The following is a 14238-nucleotide window of genomic DNA, read 5'->3' on the forward strand; positions in this document are numbered from 1 at the left end:
TTTTCCTTGGCTTTTGGCAGGACCCCGCTAAGAATGGGTCGGCACTCATGAGACTTTCGGGGAGGGGAGGCTGCATGGGCAAGAGCGTTCTTCTGATTGAAGACGAACCCAATATCATAGAGGCGATTAGCTTCATTTTGTCTCGCGACGGCTGGTCTGTTGCGACCCATTCCAATGGGCACGACGCGGTAGGCGTTGTGGTGCAGGCGAAGCCGGACATTGTCATACTTGATGTGATGCTTCCCGGTAAAACCGGCTACGAGATTCTCCGTGAGCTACGCGAAGATGAAGGTTTGGCCGATTTGCCGGTTTTGATGCTGACCGCGAAGGGGCAGGTCAAGGATCGTGAAATGGCGGAGCGCGCTGGCGCAAGCCGGTTCATGACCAAGCCGTTTTCCAATGCCGAAGTGCTGGAGGCGGTACGCGAGCTGGTGGTCGGGTGAGCGAGCGACCCAAACAGGTATTTCTGGAGCGGCAAAGCTACCGGCGCCGCCGTCTGATTGATTTTATCCGCATGGTGCCTGTGATTGGCGCGATCCTTTGGGCGGTGCCGCTGCTGTGGTCCACCGAAGACGGGGAAAGCGTAGCGACCTCTGATGCCGTCGTTTACGTTTTTGTTGTCTGGTTTGGCCTTGTGGTTTGTGGAGGCATTCTGGCGCGGGCGTTGAGAGACGGAAGGGACGGGTCCGAGGAGGGGCGTGAGTGATGGGCACGCTGAATATTCTCGTCTCGGTATGTCTGATTTATGTGGCCTTTCTTTTCCTAGTGGCTTTCGCAGCTGAGCGGGCCGCGATGCAAGGTAAGGGTGGCTGGTTACGGTCGCCCTTGGTCTACACGCTTTCGCTCTCGATCTATTGCACTGCGTGGACTTTCTATGGCGCGGTCGGATATGCGGCGCGTTCCGGGCTCGAGTACCTGACAATCTACATCGGTCCGACTTTGGTGATGGTCGGATGGTGGTGGATTTTACGCAAACTTGTCCGCATCGGGCGAACGCAAAGGGTCACATCGATCGCCGATATGATTTCGTCCCGCTACGGCAAGTCCAATCTGCTCGCGGTTGGCGTTACCATTCTCGCTGTGATCGGAACGACGCCCTATATTGCTTTGCAACTTCAGTCGGTTACCGTCAGCTTTGCTGTTTTTTCAGATGCTTATGATGCCGGTGTGCCGCTTGGCGAACAGGAGAGCAATGCGCTATTGGTGGCCGCAGGCCTGGCCTTGTTCACCATTATTTTCGGCACCCGAAACCTTGATGTAAACGAACGCCACCATGGTGTGGTGATCGCCATTGCGGTCGAGGCTGTGGTCAAGCTATTTGCTCTGTTGGCAGTCGGCGTGTTTGTTGTTTGGGGCATCGGCGGCGGTGTCGGTGACATTCTTCAGCGAATAGACGCCAGCAAGATCGGCGAATGGAAAATCGAGGGAGATCGCTGGGCGACATTGATTTTCTTGTCGGCAGCAGCCTTCCTGTGCTTGCCGCGCATGTTTCAGGTCATGGTGGTCGAGAACGAAAGCGAGGACCACTTGCGCACCGCAAGTTGGGCGTTTCCCGCCTATCTGATGGTGATGAGCCTGTTCGTTGTGCCCATTGCCGTGGTTGGGCTCGACCTGTTGCCGCCCGGATCGAACCCGGATTTCTTTGTTCTGACAGTCCCTCTTGCGACAGGCAATGACACGCTGGCAATGCTGTCATTCCTCGGCGGGTTCTCAAGCGCGACGTCGATGGTGATCGTGGCGGCTCTTGCGTTGTCGACGATGGTCTCGAACCATATTGTGATGCCGATCTGGCTGAGTTCCAACCTTGGCGGGGCGACCGTATCTGGGGACGTGCGGCACGTGGTGCTTCTCTCTCGGCGAATTTCCATCGCCGCCGTTGTGACGCTTGGATATCTTTACTACCGAGTGTCTGGCGGCGGTACGGCGCTGGCCTCAATTGGTCTGATTTCATTCGCAGGGGTTGCGCAGTTTCTGCCCGTTTTAATCGGCGGGATATTCTGGCGCGGTGCAACCAGGCCAGGTGCGTTCGCCGGGTTGACGGTTGGATTTGTTATTTGGACCTACACGCTGTTGTTGCCGAGTTTTGGAACTGGCATGATCTCGGAAAATTTGGTGGTAAACGGGCCATTTGGGATCGGTTGGCTAAGGCCGCAAGCGTTTTTCGGGATCACCGGAATGGACCCACTGGTTCATGCTATATTCTGGTCTATCCTTCTGAATGCCCTAGCATTTTTTGTTGTTTCTCTAGTCGGGTTTCCGTCTCCGGTGGAGCGACTGCAAGGTGCGCAGTTTGTGAATGTGTTTGAGCATTCCGGAACGCCACAAGGCTGGAGCGGTGACATGGTCCAGTCGGAAGACCTGATGATTATGGCCCAACGGATACTGGGCGCGCGGGAAGCTCAGGGCTTGTTTGAGCGGGAAGCCAAGCGGCAGGGAGTGTCCGGAGTTTTGCCAGAACCGTCGCCTGATTTCTTGCAGGTTCTAGAGCGAGAGCTTGCAGGCTCGGTTGGTGCGGCGACCGCGCATGCCATGGTTGAACAGATTGTCGGCGGAGCGTCGGTATCGGTCGAAGACCTGATGGCAGTTGCGGATGAAACCGCGCAGATCATGGAGCATTCCAGCCAATTGGAGGCAAAATCCCAGGAACTGACCCGAACAGCACGGCAGTTGAGACAAGCAAACGAGAAGCTTACGCAGATTTCTGAGCAGAAGGACGCCTTTCTGAGCCAGGTGAGCCACGAGTTGCGCACGCCCATGACATCGATACGGGCGTTTTCCGAGATTTTGCGCGATACAGATAAACTAAGTGCCGAAGAGCAGATCAAATACAGCTCGATCATTCATGATGAGGCTCTGCGATTAACACGGCTTCTGGATGATTTGCTGGACCTAAGCGTGCTTGAAAACGGTCAGGTAAGCCTGAACATGCAATCGGGCAATCTGGAGGATTTGATCGACCACGCCGTCGCGACTGCGCTGACAGGCAGCGGAGAGGACCGATTGCGGATTCGTCGGCAACGTGCTGGAGAGCAAATCTCGTTGAGCACCGATCTGGACCGTCTTGGTCAGGTATTCATCAACCTGATCGGAAATGCTCAGAAATACTGTGACGCCGCTCGCCCCGAACTCCGCATCGAGGTCGGACAGTCGAACAATGGCACGACCGTCGATTTCATTGACAATGGCGCTGGAATTTCCAAACAGGATCAAGCAGTTGTGTTTGAGAAGTTTGCACGCGTCGGGGTTCAGCGGGCTAACGGTGCCGGTCTGGGATTGGCGATTTGTCGCGAAATCATGACGCGACTTGGCGGGTCGGTCGGCTATTTGCCCGGACAGGGGGGAGCGGCATTTCGCGTAACCCTTCCGGATCACGGGAAAATGGCGGCACAATAGTTAAACTTGTAAAGCGTCTGGTAACCTTATTGGGCGATGACTGCGGCTGGGGACAATACCAAAGAGACGCAGGCAGCGAACATGAGCGACGCGGCAACAACATCTATCTTGAAGCGCAAGGCCGTCGATGGGCTGAATGGACACAAAGCTCGGTCCATGAGTCCAGAAAAGGCGATGCGGTTGGGCATGGCCTTGTCGGCACAAAACGGCATGGGGCTGGCGTGCGAAGTGACTCGTGTCCAGCGCAGCATGGTGTCGCACGAGACTCTTGTCGGCATGCTGGACTCCGAAAGCCTTTTGGCCATTCTTGAAGGTGAGAACGGTGCCGGCGCGGCTCTCGCGATTGATATTCAGGTGATGTCTGGCCTCGTTGAGCACCAGACATTAGGGCGAGTGTTGCCGCATGCCGCCGCGCCGCGTACGCCGACTCTGGTTGATGCCGCGCTTGTGACACCGTTTGTAGAGGACACTGTGGCGCGCTTCGTCACTCTTATGAGCACAGACGAAGCACCGGGTTGGCTTCAGCACTATAAATTCGGGGCGGTGACAGAAGACACGCGGACGCTGTCATTGTCGCTGAAATCCCATGACTACCACTTTCTGTTAATGGACATTTCGCTGGATGGCGGTGCCAAGTCCGGAACGCTAGGAATTGCGTTCCCAGACTTCCAGCCGGAAGTCGAACTGCCTCAAGAGGTGGACGAGGCAGAGACTCCTGCAGGATCCTTCCAGGCTGGGGTTCTGCAGGCCCATGCGGCCCTTACGGCTGTCGTTGGCCGGCTGCACATGACCATTGGCGACATGCAGCATCTACAAGTGGGTCAAGTAATCACGCTTCCCGTCGAGGCGACTAAGGAAACGACGCTTGAAAGCGTCGAGGGTGGTCGCGTTACCGCAGTGAAGTTGGGACAAATCAATGGCATGCGGGCAGTGAGGTTGGTGGAAGCCATCGTACCGGCTGGCGCAGATGACAATGCTTCGCAGGACATGTCGCCTCCGATGCCGGAGATGGACGTTGCAGAGCCAATGACAGTGTCCGAACCTGCGCCGCTTCCGGAGCCAGCGGCCGTTCCCGTACCAGAACCAGAGGTCCCGGATCTTCCGGATCTAGATGCGGCTATGGAGGGACTGGGTGATTTCAATATGGATGATTTGGGCATGCCAGACCTCCCGGATGTTGGCGGTCCGTCGGACTTGCCAGACATAGGCGGTCTTCCAGATCTTCCCGATGTAGGCGGTTTGCCGGATCTGCCGGATCTCGACAGTTTGCCTGACTTGCCTGATCTGGCCGACTTGCCAGATCTCGACCTGACAGGTTCCTAGAAACGAAAAACCGCGCCAACAGGATGTGTTGGACGCGGTTTCTTTGTGGTGATCTTGCGTGAGGCCTAGGCCTCTCTGGCGCGCAGATGCTGTTCCAATCCGCCGAGGTCGTATCCTGCCGCCGCAGTGGCAGCGAGAAGATCGTCCGCCTTCATGCGGCCGGCTTGAGACAGTGTCCAGCAAATCGCAGAACGAGTTCCGGACCTGCAGTACGCCAGAACCTTGCCGGTAGCCTCTTCAGAGGCGTTGCGTTGCAGCGATTGCCGATCGGGGGTCATCGTTTCCATTGTCAGCGGATTTTCTACATACGCGAGCCCGGCGGCATCTGCTGCGGCCTGCATGGCGGCCGAAGAATGGTCCGGGCCAACTTCCGCATCTGGACGGTTGTTGATGACGAGTGTGAAGCCAGCATCGGCCAAAGCCTGCATGTCGGATGCCTCGATTTGCGGCGAGACGAAGAAGCGGTCGGTGATCTGTCGAATATCCATGGATGATTGATTACTCGGCAGGAATTGCTCTGTCCATAGTCGCGCGGAAGGAAGGAGCGAAGGCCATCCCGGCGATCATGGCGACGAAGAACACCCAGTGCGGCCAGCCGCCATAGGTGAGTGACGCTACGGCCGGACCCGGGCACAAGCCGGCAAGCCCCCAACCGACACCGAAAAGCACCGACCCCAAAATGAGGTTCCGTCCAAGTTTTGGCTCGGGTGGGGCAGGAAACGAACCACCCGCCAATGGTTTTCTGCCTTTGGTGAATGCCCAGGCAATGGCCATCGGAATGATGGCGCCGCCCATAACGAAAGCCAGCGTGGGGTCCCAGTTGCCAAAGACATCGAGCCAGCCCTGAACTTTGGCTGTATCTGTCATGCCTGACAGGAAAAGGCCGCTTCCAAATAGGCCGCCCGCGGCGAATGCGAGAAACAAGCGTTGCATCAAATCACTCCCAGAAGGTGACGGAAGAAGACGACAGTCAGGCCGCCAGCAAGGATATAGAAAACGGTGGCAGTGATCCCACGAAGGGAAAGCCGTGAAATGCCACACACCCCGTGACCGGAAGTGCACCCGTTCGCGAGGCGGGTTCCGACACCTACGCAAAGACCGGCTGCGATCAGAACCGCGACATTGCTGGTAGCGTGTGTATCGACTGGCGCCATTGTCGGTAAGAGCAATAGAGGCAGGAGGAACACGCCCGCGAGGAAAACGACACGTTCGGCCCATGTGGAGCGACCAGATCCATCTACCAGTCCCCCGATAATGCCTGACGCGCCCATGACACGCCCGTTTCCGAGAAGGTAGACTGCACCGCCGAGGCCGATCAGCAGGCCGCCACCAAGGCCCCAGAGCCAGTCGCTGGGAATAGATTGCAACATTTTGAACTCCTTGGAGTGAGTGGGATTAGAGTTTGTTCACCGGAACTTTGAGGAAGACATCGCCTTCTTCGTCCGGTTCCGGCATTTGCCCCGCGCGCATGTTCACCTGCAGCGATGGGATGATCAGTTTTGGCATGGCAAGTGTTGCGTCACGCGCATCTCGCATCTCAACAAACTCCTCTTGGGTTTTGCCTTCGCCTACATGGACGTTGAGAGCTTTTTGTTCGCCCACTGTGGTTTCCCAAGCGTACTCATCACGTCCGGGAGCCTTGTAGTCGTGACCGACGAAGATGCGGGTTTCCTCCGGCAATGCGAGAATCTTCTGGATTGAGCTGAAGAGCATTTCCGAAGAACCGCCCGGGAAATCGCAGCGTGCGGTGCCAAAATCGGGCATGAAAAGTGTATCACCCACAAAGGCGGCGTCACCAATTACATAGGTCAGGCATGCAGGCGTGTGACCCGGCGTGTGCAGCACATCCCCGCGCATCTGGCCAATATGAAAACTGTCGCCCTCCACGAACAACTTGTCGAATTGGGAACCATCGCGCTGAAACTCCGTGCCTTCATTGAAGACCTTGCCGAAGGTGTCCTGCACCACGGTGATGTTCTCGCCTATGCCGATTTTTCCGCCGATGCGCTCCTGAAGGTAGGGGGCTGCGGACAGGTGATCCGCGTGCACGTGGCTTTCCAGAAGCCATTCGACTTTGAGGTCATTTTTTTTCACGAATTCAATTACTTCGTCCGCGGACTTGGTGTCAGTTCGGCCCGAGGAGTAATCAAAATCAAGAACACTGTCGATGATCGCGCAACTGGCGCTGTTGGGGTCTTTGACCACGAATGAAATAGTGTTCGTGGCGTCGTCAAAAAATCCGGTTACTTCAGGTTTCACGAGTGATTCCTCCGTTTCGTTGTTAAACACATATCACTTTTTGAATGTGTTTCAAGCCTACGCCGTGAAAGAATGCGGCATCGGCTTGATGTGGGTCAATGCAGGCTATGAGATCCGCTGTCATAATATTTGCCGATAACCAATGGAGTCCCATATGGAGTCCCATCATGACTGACGTTGTTGCACGCAAAGGCGCCCTTATGGCGCGATTGGCAGAATTGGATGAACGCATCCACAATATCGAAGCAGAACTGGACGTTCCGCACACCAAGGATATTGAAGATCAGGCGCAAGAAGTGGAAGGCGAAGAGGTTCTGGAAGTTCTGGAACAGCAGAGCCTGAGCGAAGTCGTCAAAATCCAGGCTGCACTCAAGCGTTTGCGAGATGGGGAATATGGCGATTGCCTGTCTTGCGGTGAAGAAATTGCGGAGGCGCGACTAGATTTGGTCCCTGAGGCGACAATGTGCGTTACCTGCGCGGCGCGTCACGCAGGCTGAGGCGGAGAGGGGCAACAGTGTCTGCGTTAAAAATGCGCAGACACAACGAGGAGACATTTTAGAGGGAGGACGACGTATGGTTCATGCTGAAACAGAACAGCTGATCCGAAAGGGAGACCGTTTGGTCGGTTTGATTGCTGCGGCAAACGGAGCGGAGCGATATAGTCTTCATCAGGATTTGCACCGGGTGATTACGAACATCCGACTGCATGGCGCGACGGTGCCTTTACGCTTCCGCGATCTCGACCTTGAGTTGCTCGAGGAAGAGATCGAGGACCGTTTTGATAATTTGCCAGTCTGACCCCAGCTGTTAAGCAGGACTTGCTTCGGCGTGCCCTGTGGATAAGATTTCCACAGAACGAAAGTTGCGCAGGAATGCGCCGCGAAAAGGGGCCGGGCAAGGCATGACAGAAGCAGTCAGGTACTCAGTAAGCGACGGTATTGCGGTTTTGCAGATCGCGTCGCCGCCCAACAATGCCTTGAGCGCCAAAGTTTGTTCAAGCTTGTCGATGGCAGTTGCGCAGGCACAAGCATCGCGTGATGTCGCGGCTATTGTCGTAGCAGGAAGCGGCGGGCAATTCAGCGCCGGTTACCCGTTGGGCGCGCTGGACGCCAATCGAGCCGCTGAGGTCGCGCGGCTCTGTATTCAGATTGAAACTTGTAAAAAGCCGGTTGTTGCCGCCGTGTCAGGAATGACTTTAGGCGCGGGGTTCGAGCTTGCATTGTCGTGCCACTATCGAGTTGCCGATATTGGTGCAAAAGTCGGGTTTCCCGACGTAGGTTTGGGCATTCTTTGCGGGTCAGGTGGTACGCAGCGTGCGCCGAGGTTGGCAGGGGCTGATGTAACGCTGCGACTGATGCTTGAAGGCGTGCCGTTGTCGGTTACGGAGGCTGAACTTGGAGCTTTCTTTGACCGCGTCGTGAAAGAAGATGTGCTGGAAGTTGCAATAGCCTTTGCATCACTTCTCGTCGAAGAGGGGTTGGGGCCTCGTCGGACCTCGGACCGGCGCGACGGTTTCGCGGATAGTGAGGCGTTTGAGACGGCGCTGACCAAATGGCGGGGCAGGTTGCATGCGCACCCTGAAGCATCCAACGATGATATTCTTGCATGCGTCGAAGCCAGTCGCCTGCTGCCGTTCGACGCTGGGTTGAGTTTTGAACAGGACAGGTTTCTCTCACGGATTGGCGCACCGACATTCCAAGCCTTGCGCCATATCGCATTGGCAGAGCGACGTGTTGTGCAATTTCCGGAACTCAAGAACGGCAAAGCGGACCCCGTAGGGCTTGTGGGCGTTATTGGAGTCGGCGCAGTTGGCGCGGGATTTACGGTCGCCTGCCTTATGGCAGGTCTCGAAGTGGTGGTGGTTGAGCGAAACACATCTGCTTTGGAAGAGGGCATCAACAGAATTGGCGGGTTGCTTGACCATGCGGTTGCGTCGGGTCGATTGACCCAGATTGCACGCGATGGAATCGAGGCCTCGTTGCACACGGGCAATGATCTGGTTGCTGTCGCGGAGGCCGACTTTGTCCTTGAGGCTTCCGGTCAGAATACTGAAGTCGAAAGACAGATTTTTGCTCAGTTGGATGGCGTTTCCAAAGAAGGTGCGGTGTTGGCGGCACATGGTGCTTCTGTGAATGTGACTTCGCTGGCATTGGAAACTGGATGCCCAGAGGAGGTGATCGGCCTCTATTTTTCGGGGGCAGCGCATTTATCGCCAGGGGTTGAGCTGGTCGTCGGTCCCAAGAGCAGTGATGACACAGTGGCGCGTGCGCTCTGGCTTTTGCGGCGTTTGGGCAAAGTGCCCGTTCGTGTCGAGCCGGTTGCAGGTTTAATCGGGCATTCCGTCATGAGCGCAGGCTTGCGAGCCGCTGAAAAAATGGTTTTGCGCGGTGCGCATCCATACGACATTGATGCGGCAATGCGTGAGTGGGGCATGTCACTCGGCCCGTTTGAGGCAGCAGACCTGACTGGGCTTGATGCACCGTGGTTCAAAACGAGTGGTGTACGGTTGAGTTTGTCCCTGGCACTCGCTCTTCACCGCGGGCGCGCGGCGGGGCGCGGTTGGTATGCTTACGACGAAACAGGAAAGCCCAGATCGGCTGATCTGGATGAAACACTGCACAAAATGCGTTCTTCGGCCGGCTTGGAGCCCAAGACCTTTTCTACATCAACCATTCAGGGGCGCGTTTTGGCGGCGATGGCCAATGCGGGAGTCGGGCTTTTGCGCAAGGGCGTGGTCCGCACGCCCTCCGACATAGATGTCGCGTTGGTTCACGGCTGCGGGTTTCCGCGCTGGCGCGGCGGGCCAATGATGGCGGCGGAACTGGAGGGTTTGGTCCGTGTTCGGACGACACTCAGGGCCATGCAGGCGGAAGGCGACAGTTTGTCGGCGCCTGATCCCGTTTTCGATCACCTTATCAAGAACGGCGGTCACTTGGCGCGATAGGCTCAGGCAAAAGAGATCCCGACGATCACTGTCATAAGGCCGAGAACCGAAAGAAACAGCGATCCAAGGTTAAGCGGGATCACCTTGTGCACGGCGACGCGCAGTTCTTCATCAGATAGACCGGCCTTGCGAGCTTTGCTGACCTTGACGATAGACAATATCAGACCGATCAATCCCAAAAGTGAGATGGCCGCGCCTACCCAGATTATCCAGCTCATATTGCGTTCCTTGCCGTAGCTTGCGCATGGCGGGTATCGTATCCGGCCTCAGCGCGCAAGATGCGGCGCGAATTGGCCGCGGGCGCATATCCGCGGTTGCAGGGCCGTAAGGGGGGCGCTAGGTTGCGGCCTCGGTCGCCTCGGCCCATATGGCAGTGGCACCTTTGACCAGTCGTTTCCCGCCATTTGGCCACCATTCAGGAGTTTCCATGTCTGACTTCTCGTCCGATACCCCGACCGAAAGCAGTGTCGACAGCAGCTATCGCGTTACCGCTGGCGAATTGCGTCAGTTTGTGGAGCGCTATGAGCGGCTAGAGATGGAGAAGAAAGACATTGCGGATCAGCAGAAAGAAGTAATGGCGGAAGCAAAGTCCCGCGGTTACGACACCAAAGTTCTGCGTAAGGTCGTCGCCCTGCGCAAACGCGACAAGGACGACATTGCCGAGGAAGAGGCTGTGCTCGAAATGTACAAAGAAGCGCTCGGCATGAACTGACGCATCTGGCTGGGGGCAACGCTCCCTGGCCACGCGACCACAAAATTGGGCGTTACGTGACTGCCGTGATATTTGGTCCATGATCCGGTTCAGGGGATATCCAACATGATCACGGTGCTGATAGTTTTGGTGTTGTCGGGTGCGGTAGGCTTTTTCCTGCAAAGGACGCACAAGCGTAAGCAACGCAGGGAAGCTTTGATGCGGTCAACGCTGTCCACTGAAGACTGGGCGGTCGTTCTTAAACTTGTGCCACTTGTCGAACGCTTGCCTGAGCCGCTGAAAATCCAGTTGCAGGGAAAGATGAACCTGTTTCTTGATCAAGTGGAATTTCAAGGTTGTGACGGATTGGAAGTCAGCGAAGACATGATGTTGTCTATCGCTGCACAAGCTTGTCTGTTGGTGGTCAACAGCCCCGCCTGGTACCGCAACCTGACCACCATTCTTGTTTATCCCAGTGCCTTCAAATCGATGGACGTGGTCCATGATGGCTATGTGGTGACGGAACGGGAGACGGTACGGGCTGGAGAAAGCTGGTCGCGTGGCCCCGTGATCCTGTCTTGGGCACATTCTGCACAGGGCGCCGCTGACGATCGCGATGGACACAACGTTGTCCTGCACGAATTTGCCCATCAACTGGATGATTTATCGGGGCGGACGGATGGTGCGCCTGTCATGGCTGAAGGGCAAGAGTTCGCGGCGTGGGAACGTGATATTCTGGAGGCCTATGACCGTCACGTTCAAAACGTAGAACGCGGGCGAAAGACGGTTCTGGATGCCTATGGTGCGCAAAACCATGAAGAGTTCTTTGCTGTCGCCATAGAAACCTTCTTTGAGAAGCCGGATCAGCTTCTGGAGGGCGAACCAAAAGTTTATGCCCAGATTTCGCAGTTGTTGCGATTGGATCCAGCCCAATGGAAGGCGTAGAACTAGACAGGGCCTACGGCGTTATCAGTGTCACGCCCGGGATGCGCTCAATCAGGAAGACGTCCTCATCGTAGGCGTCTGACATGGCTTCGACAAAATCTTCAGACCATCCGGGAAGGTCGAGCTCTTCTTCGACCTCCTCTTCAATTGCGAACTTGTCGAGAAATGCAGCGATTACCCGGCGTTTCTGCATTTCTGTTAGGTCCGGATGCGAAGCAACATAGCTTTGGTACCGTCCGAATCCCTGTGGCGTCATGATCGAACTCAGTAGATCAGAACCGCCATCAATGGGCATGTTGGGATCAAATCCAGCAAACTCGCGCAGCACCTCCTCCCATATGAGCGGGGTGTCTTCGTTGCACCAGACCGTGACGGGAACTTCAGGAAGGGCCTGACGGATTCGCATTATCAGTTCGGACCAACGCAATGCCATTGGGGTCGATCCACCAGTAACCGTTTCGAGCGACTTTTCTGTGCTGCCATTCACAAGCGCGGGCAAGAAGGTCGCGGGGTCACGGATCGCAATAAAAACTTCGATGTCTTCGGCGTGGAAAATTTTTGCGAAGTCGCGGAGCCGCTCTACCGCATTGGGATAGATGCGATTTTCACGTACAGCGCCGCGAGGCACACCAAAAAAGTTGCTGTTGGACAATACAATCCTATCTGGAAGCCGGTCGCCGAGCATGCCCCGCAAAAGGCTGTCGCGGTGCGCCGGAACAATGGGATAGGTATCGACGTTGTCCATGATGTCGCGGATCTGTCGTCTATAGCTTCGGGGCTCGGGCACAATCACGTCATGCTCGGCCAGCTTTGCCGCATTTTTCACAAGGCTTTTAACAAGCTTATTTTCGTCGGTGAAATGGGCGCCGATGTGGAGAACGAGCTTCATTTTCTGTCTGATTTTCCGCGAGGGTCGTGTTTAGTATATCTTCGTTTCTGGACAGTGAAACCAGATTCAGGCAACAGAAGGGCGCAATGAAGGAAACACATCCGTCCTCCCGCGCTTTTGCGCCGTTTCGCGTGAGCCTTGACCCATGGTCCGTGGGCGCGTTTTTTATCGCATTGGTGGTCTTGGGGCCAATTCTGGCCGTTGTATGGATCGCCTTTCATCCCGTCGAAAACATCTGGCCGCACCTCTTGTCCACGACCCTTCCAAGGTATGTGCGCACGACTTTGATCCTAATGATGGCTGTTGGGCTTTTGGCGGCAACAATCGGCGCGACGACTGCGTGGCTCATCACACGGTATGACTTTGCCGGTCGGCGGTGGATTGAATGGGCGCTTTTGCTGCCCTTGGCGATACCGGCCTATGTCGGGGCCTATGCTCTGGTTGATTTTTTGGAATACGCGGGACCGGTTCAAACGGCGATGCGTGATCTGTTCGGTTGGAAGACATCCAAGGACTATTGGTTTCCTGAGATCCGGTCCTTGGGGGCCGCTATTGTTGTGTTGGCCGCAGCCCTGTTTCCCTATGTCTACATCCTGGCGCGGGCAGCGTTTCGCGAACAGTCCGGCGCTGGTGAAGAAGTCGCGCAGTCGTTGGGAGTAGGCGCGTTCGGCCGCTTTTGGCGGGTCGGACTGCCGCTTGCCCGACCTGCGATCGCGGCAGGCACAGCCATCGTGATGATGGAGACGGTGAATGACTTTGGCACCGTCGATTATTTTGCAGTGCAGACTTTGACCACTGGTATTTTTTCGGTCTGGCTGGAAAGCAATAATGCGGGAGGGGCCGCTCAAATTGCGACTGTGGTTCTCATGCTTGTGATCTTTTTGGTCACAATGGAAAAGGTCAGTCGTCGCAAATTTCAGTTCTTCAGCCTGTCAACACGTCATCGCCCTCCGGAGCGTACTCAATTGCGCGGCGCGACTTCAGTTTTGGCGTTTGTGGCCTGTTTTATTCCGTTCGCCGTTGGCTTTGTTCTGCCATTTGGTGTGATCTTGAACCATGCCTTGTCAAATGGGGATCGTTGGACAGACCCCGACCTTGTACGGGCACTTGGAAACACACTGCGCGTTGGCGGGATTGCGGCCGTTCTGACAGTGCTTGCAGGCGTATTTATGGTGTACGGCGTTCGGTTGTCCGGACGCAACCTGCCGAGGCTTCTTCTGCCGCTAACAACCATCGGATATGCGGCGCCCGGAGCTGTGCTTGGCGTTGGCATCCTGATTCCCCTGGCATCGCTCGATCACACGTTGGCTGATCTTGTGGAGACGATAACGGGAAGACCGACCGGATTGCTGCTTACCGGGTCTGCCTTTGCGATCGTTCTGGCGTATTGTGTACGTTTTTTTGCCATTGCGCAGGGGGCTGCTGATGGCGCTATGGGGCGCGTTCCCCCGAGCTTGGCGATGGCCGCGCGTTCTTTGGGGCGCTCAAAGGGACAGGTCCTGCGAGAAGTTTATGCGCCGCTGATACGCGGTACGGTTGGGTCAGCCTTGTTGTTGGTCTTTGTGGACTGCGTCAAAGAACTGCCTGCAACGATGCTCTTGCGGCCGTTCAACTTTGATACGTTGGCGACACAAGTACATGACCAGGCGAGCTTGGAGAACCTGGGAGACGCCAGTCCCGGTGCCATCATGATCGTGCTTGTCGGGCTGGTCGCGGTGGCATTGTTGGCGCGTGCCAATAGATAGTCAAAAAGGGGGTTGCGGGCGCCCCGCATTTTGCGTATCTCCCCGCCAG

At 56.2% G+C, this 14238-nt stretch carries 16 protein-coding genes; 10 read left to right on the plus strand and 6 right to left on the minus strand.

Translation table 11 applies throughout. The annotated features are described in order from the left end of the window. The first annotated feature begins 74 nt into the window (after positions 1–74). From BXY66_RS05245 to BXY66_RS05260, 4 genes are all read left to right on the plus strand, one after another. Positions 75–443 carry a response regulator transcription factor gene (locus tag BXY66_RS05245; protein WP_132859109.1) on the plus strand — a complete coding sequence of 123 codons (369 nt, stop codon included), beginning with the start codon at positions 75–77 and terminating at the stop codon, positions 441–443. Further along, positions 440–706: a hypothetical protein gene (locus tag BXY66_RS05250; protein WP_132859110.1), complete on the plus strand. Its 267-nt coding sequence runs from the start codon at positions 440–442 to the stop codon at positions 704–706. Before BXY66_RS05245 ends, BXY66_RS05250 begins: the two co-directional genes overlap by 4 nt. Beyond that, complete coding sequence (locus tag BXY66_RS05255; protein WP_132859111.1) at positions 706–3393, plus strand: ATP-binding protein; 2688 nt, start codon at positions 706–708, stop codon at positions 3391–3393. The genes BXY66_RS05250 and BXY66_RS05255 overlap by 1 nt, the downstream gene beginning before the upstream one ends. 81 nt (positions 3394–3474) lie before the next feature. Beyond that, on the plus strand, positions 3475–4716 hold the full coding sequence (locus tag BXY66_RS05260) for a FliM/FliN family flagellar motor switch protein (RefSeq protein WP_165929107.1): 1242 nt from the start codon (positions 3475–3477) through the stop codon (positions 4714–4716). Positions 4717–4781: 65 nt separating this feature from the next. Here BXY66_RS05260 and BXY66_RS05265 read toward each other — a convergent pair whose 3' ends face one another. Genes BXY66_RS05265 through BXY66_RS05280 form a run of 4 tightly spaced genes read right to left on the minus strand, consistent with a single transcriptional unit; the run spans position 4782 to position 6975 of the window. Beyond that, entirely contained in the window at positions 4782–5204 is a 423-nt protein-coding gene (locus tag BXY66_RS05265; RefSeq protein ID WP_132859113.1) for a protein tyrosine phosphatase family protein, read from the minus strand. Between the two features lie 10 nt (positions 5205–5214). Next, positions 5215–5649: a YeeE/YedE family protein gene (locus tag BXY66_RS05270; RefSeq protein ID WP_132859114.1), complete on the minus strand. Its 435-nt coding sequence runs from the start codon at positions 5647–5649 to the stop codon at positions 5215–5217. Next, positions 5649–6074, minus strand: a complete 426-nt coding sequence (locus tag BXY66_RS05275) for a YeeE/YedE family protein (protein WP_132860347.1) — start codon at positions 6072–6074, stop codon at positions 5649–5651. The genes BXY66_RS05270 and BXY66_RS05275 overlap by 1 nt, the downstream gene beginning before the upstream one ends. A 37-nt stretch (positions 6075–6111) precedes the next feature. Continuing rightward, the gene (locus BXY66_RS05280; protein ID WP_132859115.1) at positions 6112–6975 is read right to left on the minus strand and encodes an MBL fold metallo-hydrolase; all 864 of its coding nucleotides are present in this window, start codon (positions 6973–6975) and stop codon (positions 6112–6114) included. Positions 6976–7142: 167 nt separating this feature from the next. Between BXY66_RS05280 and BXY66_RS05285 the strand changes: the two genes are divergently transcribed. The 3 genes from BXY66_RS05285 (at position 7143) to BXY66_RS05295 (ending at position 9919) form a co-directional block, all read left to right on the plus strand. Beyond that, positions 7143–7472 (plus strand): TraR/DksA family transcriptional regulator, encoded by a 330-nt coding sequence (locus BXY66_RS05285; RefSeq protein WP_132859116.1) that lies wholly within the window; start codon positions 7143–7145, stop codon positions 7470–7472. A gap of 76 nt (positions 7473–7548) precedes the next feature. After that, complete coding sequence (locus BXY66_RS05290; protein WP_132859117.1) at positions 7549–7773, plus strand: hypothetical protein; 225 nt, start codon at positions 7549–7551, stop codon at positions 7771–7773. A gap of 103 nt (positions 7774–7876) precedes the next feature. After that, positions 7877–9919 (plus strand): 3-hydroxyacyl-CoA dehydrogenase NAD-binding domain-containing protein, encoded by a 2043-nt coding sequence (locus tag BXY66_RS05295; protein WP_132859118.1) that lies wholly within the window; start codon positions 7877–7879, stop codon positions 9917–9919. 2 nt (positions 9920–9921) lie between these two features. On the opposite strand, the gene BXY66_RS05300 is transcribed toward BXY66_RS05295, so the two are convergent. Next, on the minus strand, positions 9922–10137 hold the full coding sequence (locus BXY66_RS05300) for a hypothetical protein (RefSeq protein ID WP_132859119.1): 216 nt from the start codon (positions 10135–10137) through the stop codon (positions 9922–9924). Positions 10138–10346: 209 nt separating this feature from the next. On the opposite strand from BXY66_RS05300, the gene BXY66_RS05305 reads away from it, so the two are divergent. Together BXY66_RS05305 and BXY66_RS05310 are read left to right on the plus strand one after the other, a co-directional pair. Continuing rightward, positions 10347–10631: a DUF2312 domain-containing protein gene (locus BXY66_RS05305; RefSeq protein WP_132859120.1), complete on the plus strand. Its 285-nt coding sequence runs from the start codon at positions 10347–10349 to the stop codon at positions 10629–10631. 105 nt (positions 10632–10736) lie between these two features. After that, entirely contained in the window at positions 10737–11555 is an 819-nt protein-coding gene (locus BXY66_RS05310; RefSeq protein WP_132859121.1) for a M90 family metallopeptidase, read from the plus strand. A 13-nt stretch (positions 11556–11568) separates the two neighbouring features. Here the strand turns inward: BXY66_RS05310 and BXY66_RS05315 are convergent, their stop codons facing one another. Continuing rightward, the gene (locus BXY66_RS05315; RefSeq protein WP_132859122.1) at positions 11569–12444 is read right to left on the minus strand and encodes a hypothetical protein; all 876 of its coding nucleotides are present in this window, start codon (positions 12442–12444) and stop codon (positions 11569–11571) included. Positions 12445–12530: 86 nt separating this feature from the next. On the opposite strand from BXY66_RS05315, the gene BXY66_RS05320 reads away from it, so the two are divergent. Continuing rightward, positions 12531–14189, plus strand: coding sequence for an ABC transporter permease (locus BXY66_RS05320; RefSeq protein ID WP_132859123.1), 1659 nt, complete (start codon positions 12531–12533; stop codon positions 14187–14189). Positions 14190–14238 lie beyond the last annotated feature (49 nt).

This window comes from Shimia isoporae (assembly GCF_004346865.1).
GTDB classification, from domain to species: domain Bacteria; phylum Pseudomonadota; class Alphaproteobacteria; order Rhodobacterales; family Rhodobacteraceae; genus Shimia; species Shimia isoporae.

Coding starts and splice junctions, on each gene's coding strand:
- BXY66_RS05245 (WP_132859109.1), top strand. CDS start 75: ATGGGCAAGAGCGTTCTTCTGATTGAAGACGAACCCAATATCATAGAG.
- BXY66_RS05255 (WP_132859111.1), top strand. CDS start 706: ATGGGCACGCTGAATATTCTCGTCTCGGTATGTCTGATTTATGTGGCC.
- BXY66_RS05260 (WP_165929107.1), top strand. CDS start 3,475: ATGAGCGACGCGGCAACAACATCTATCTTGAAGCGCAAGGCCGTCGAT.
- BXY66_RS05265 (WP_132859113.1), bottom strand. CDS start 5,204: ATGGATATTCGACAGATCACCGACCGCTTCTTCGTCTCGCCGCAAATC.
- BXY66_RS05270 (WP_132859114.1), bottom strand. CDS start 5,649: ATGCAACGCTTGTTTCTCGCATTCGCCGCGGGCGGCCTATTTGGAAGC.
- BXY66_RS05285 (WP_132859116.1), top strand. CDS start 7,143: ATGACTGACGTTGTTGCACGCAAAGGCGCCCTTATGGCGCGATTGGCA.
- BXY66_RS05290 (WP_132859117.1), top strand. CDS start 7,549: ATGGTTCATGCTGAAACAGAACAGCTGATCCGAAAGGGAGACCGTTTG.
- BXY66_RS05295 (WP_132859118.1), top strand. CDS start 7,877: ATGACAGAAGCAGTCAGGTACTCAGTAAGCGACGGTATTGCGGTTTTG.
- BXY66_RS05300 (WP_132859119.1), bottom strand. CDS start 10,137: ATGAGCTGGATAATCTGGGTAGGCGCGGCCATCTCACTTTTGGGATTG.
- BXY66_RS05305 (WP_132859120.1), top strand. CDS start 10,347: ATGTCTGACTTCTCGTCCGATACCCCGACCGAAAGCAGTGTCGACAGC.
- BXY66_RS05310 (WP_132859121.1), top strand. CDS start 10,737: ATGATCACGGTGCTGATAGTTTTGGTGTTGTCGGGTGCGGTAGGCTTT.
- BXY66_RS05315 (WP_132859122.1), bottom strand. CDS start 12,444: ATGAAGCTCGTTCTCCACATCGGCGCCCATTTCACCGACGAAAATAAG.
- BXY66_RS05320 (WP_132859123.1), top strand. CDS start 12,531: ATGAAGGAAACACATCCGTCCTCCCGCGCTTTTGCGCCGTTTCGCGTG.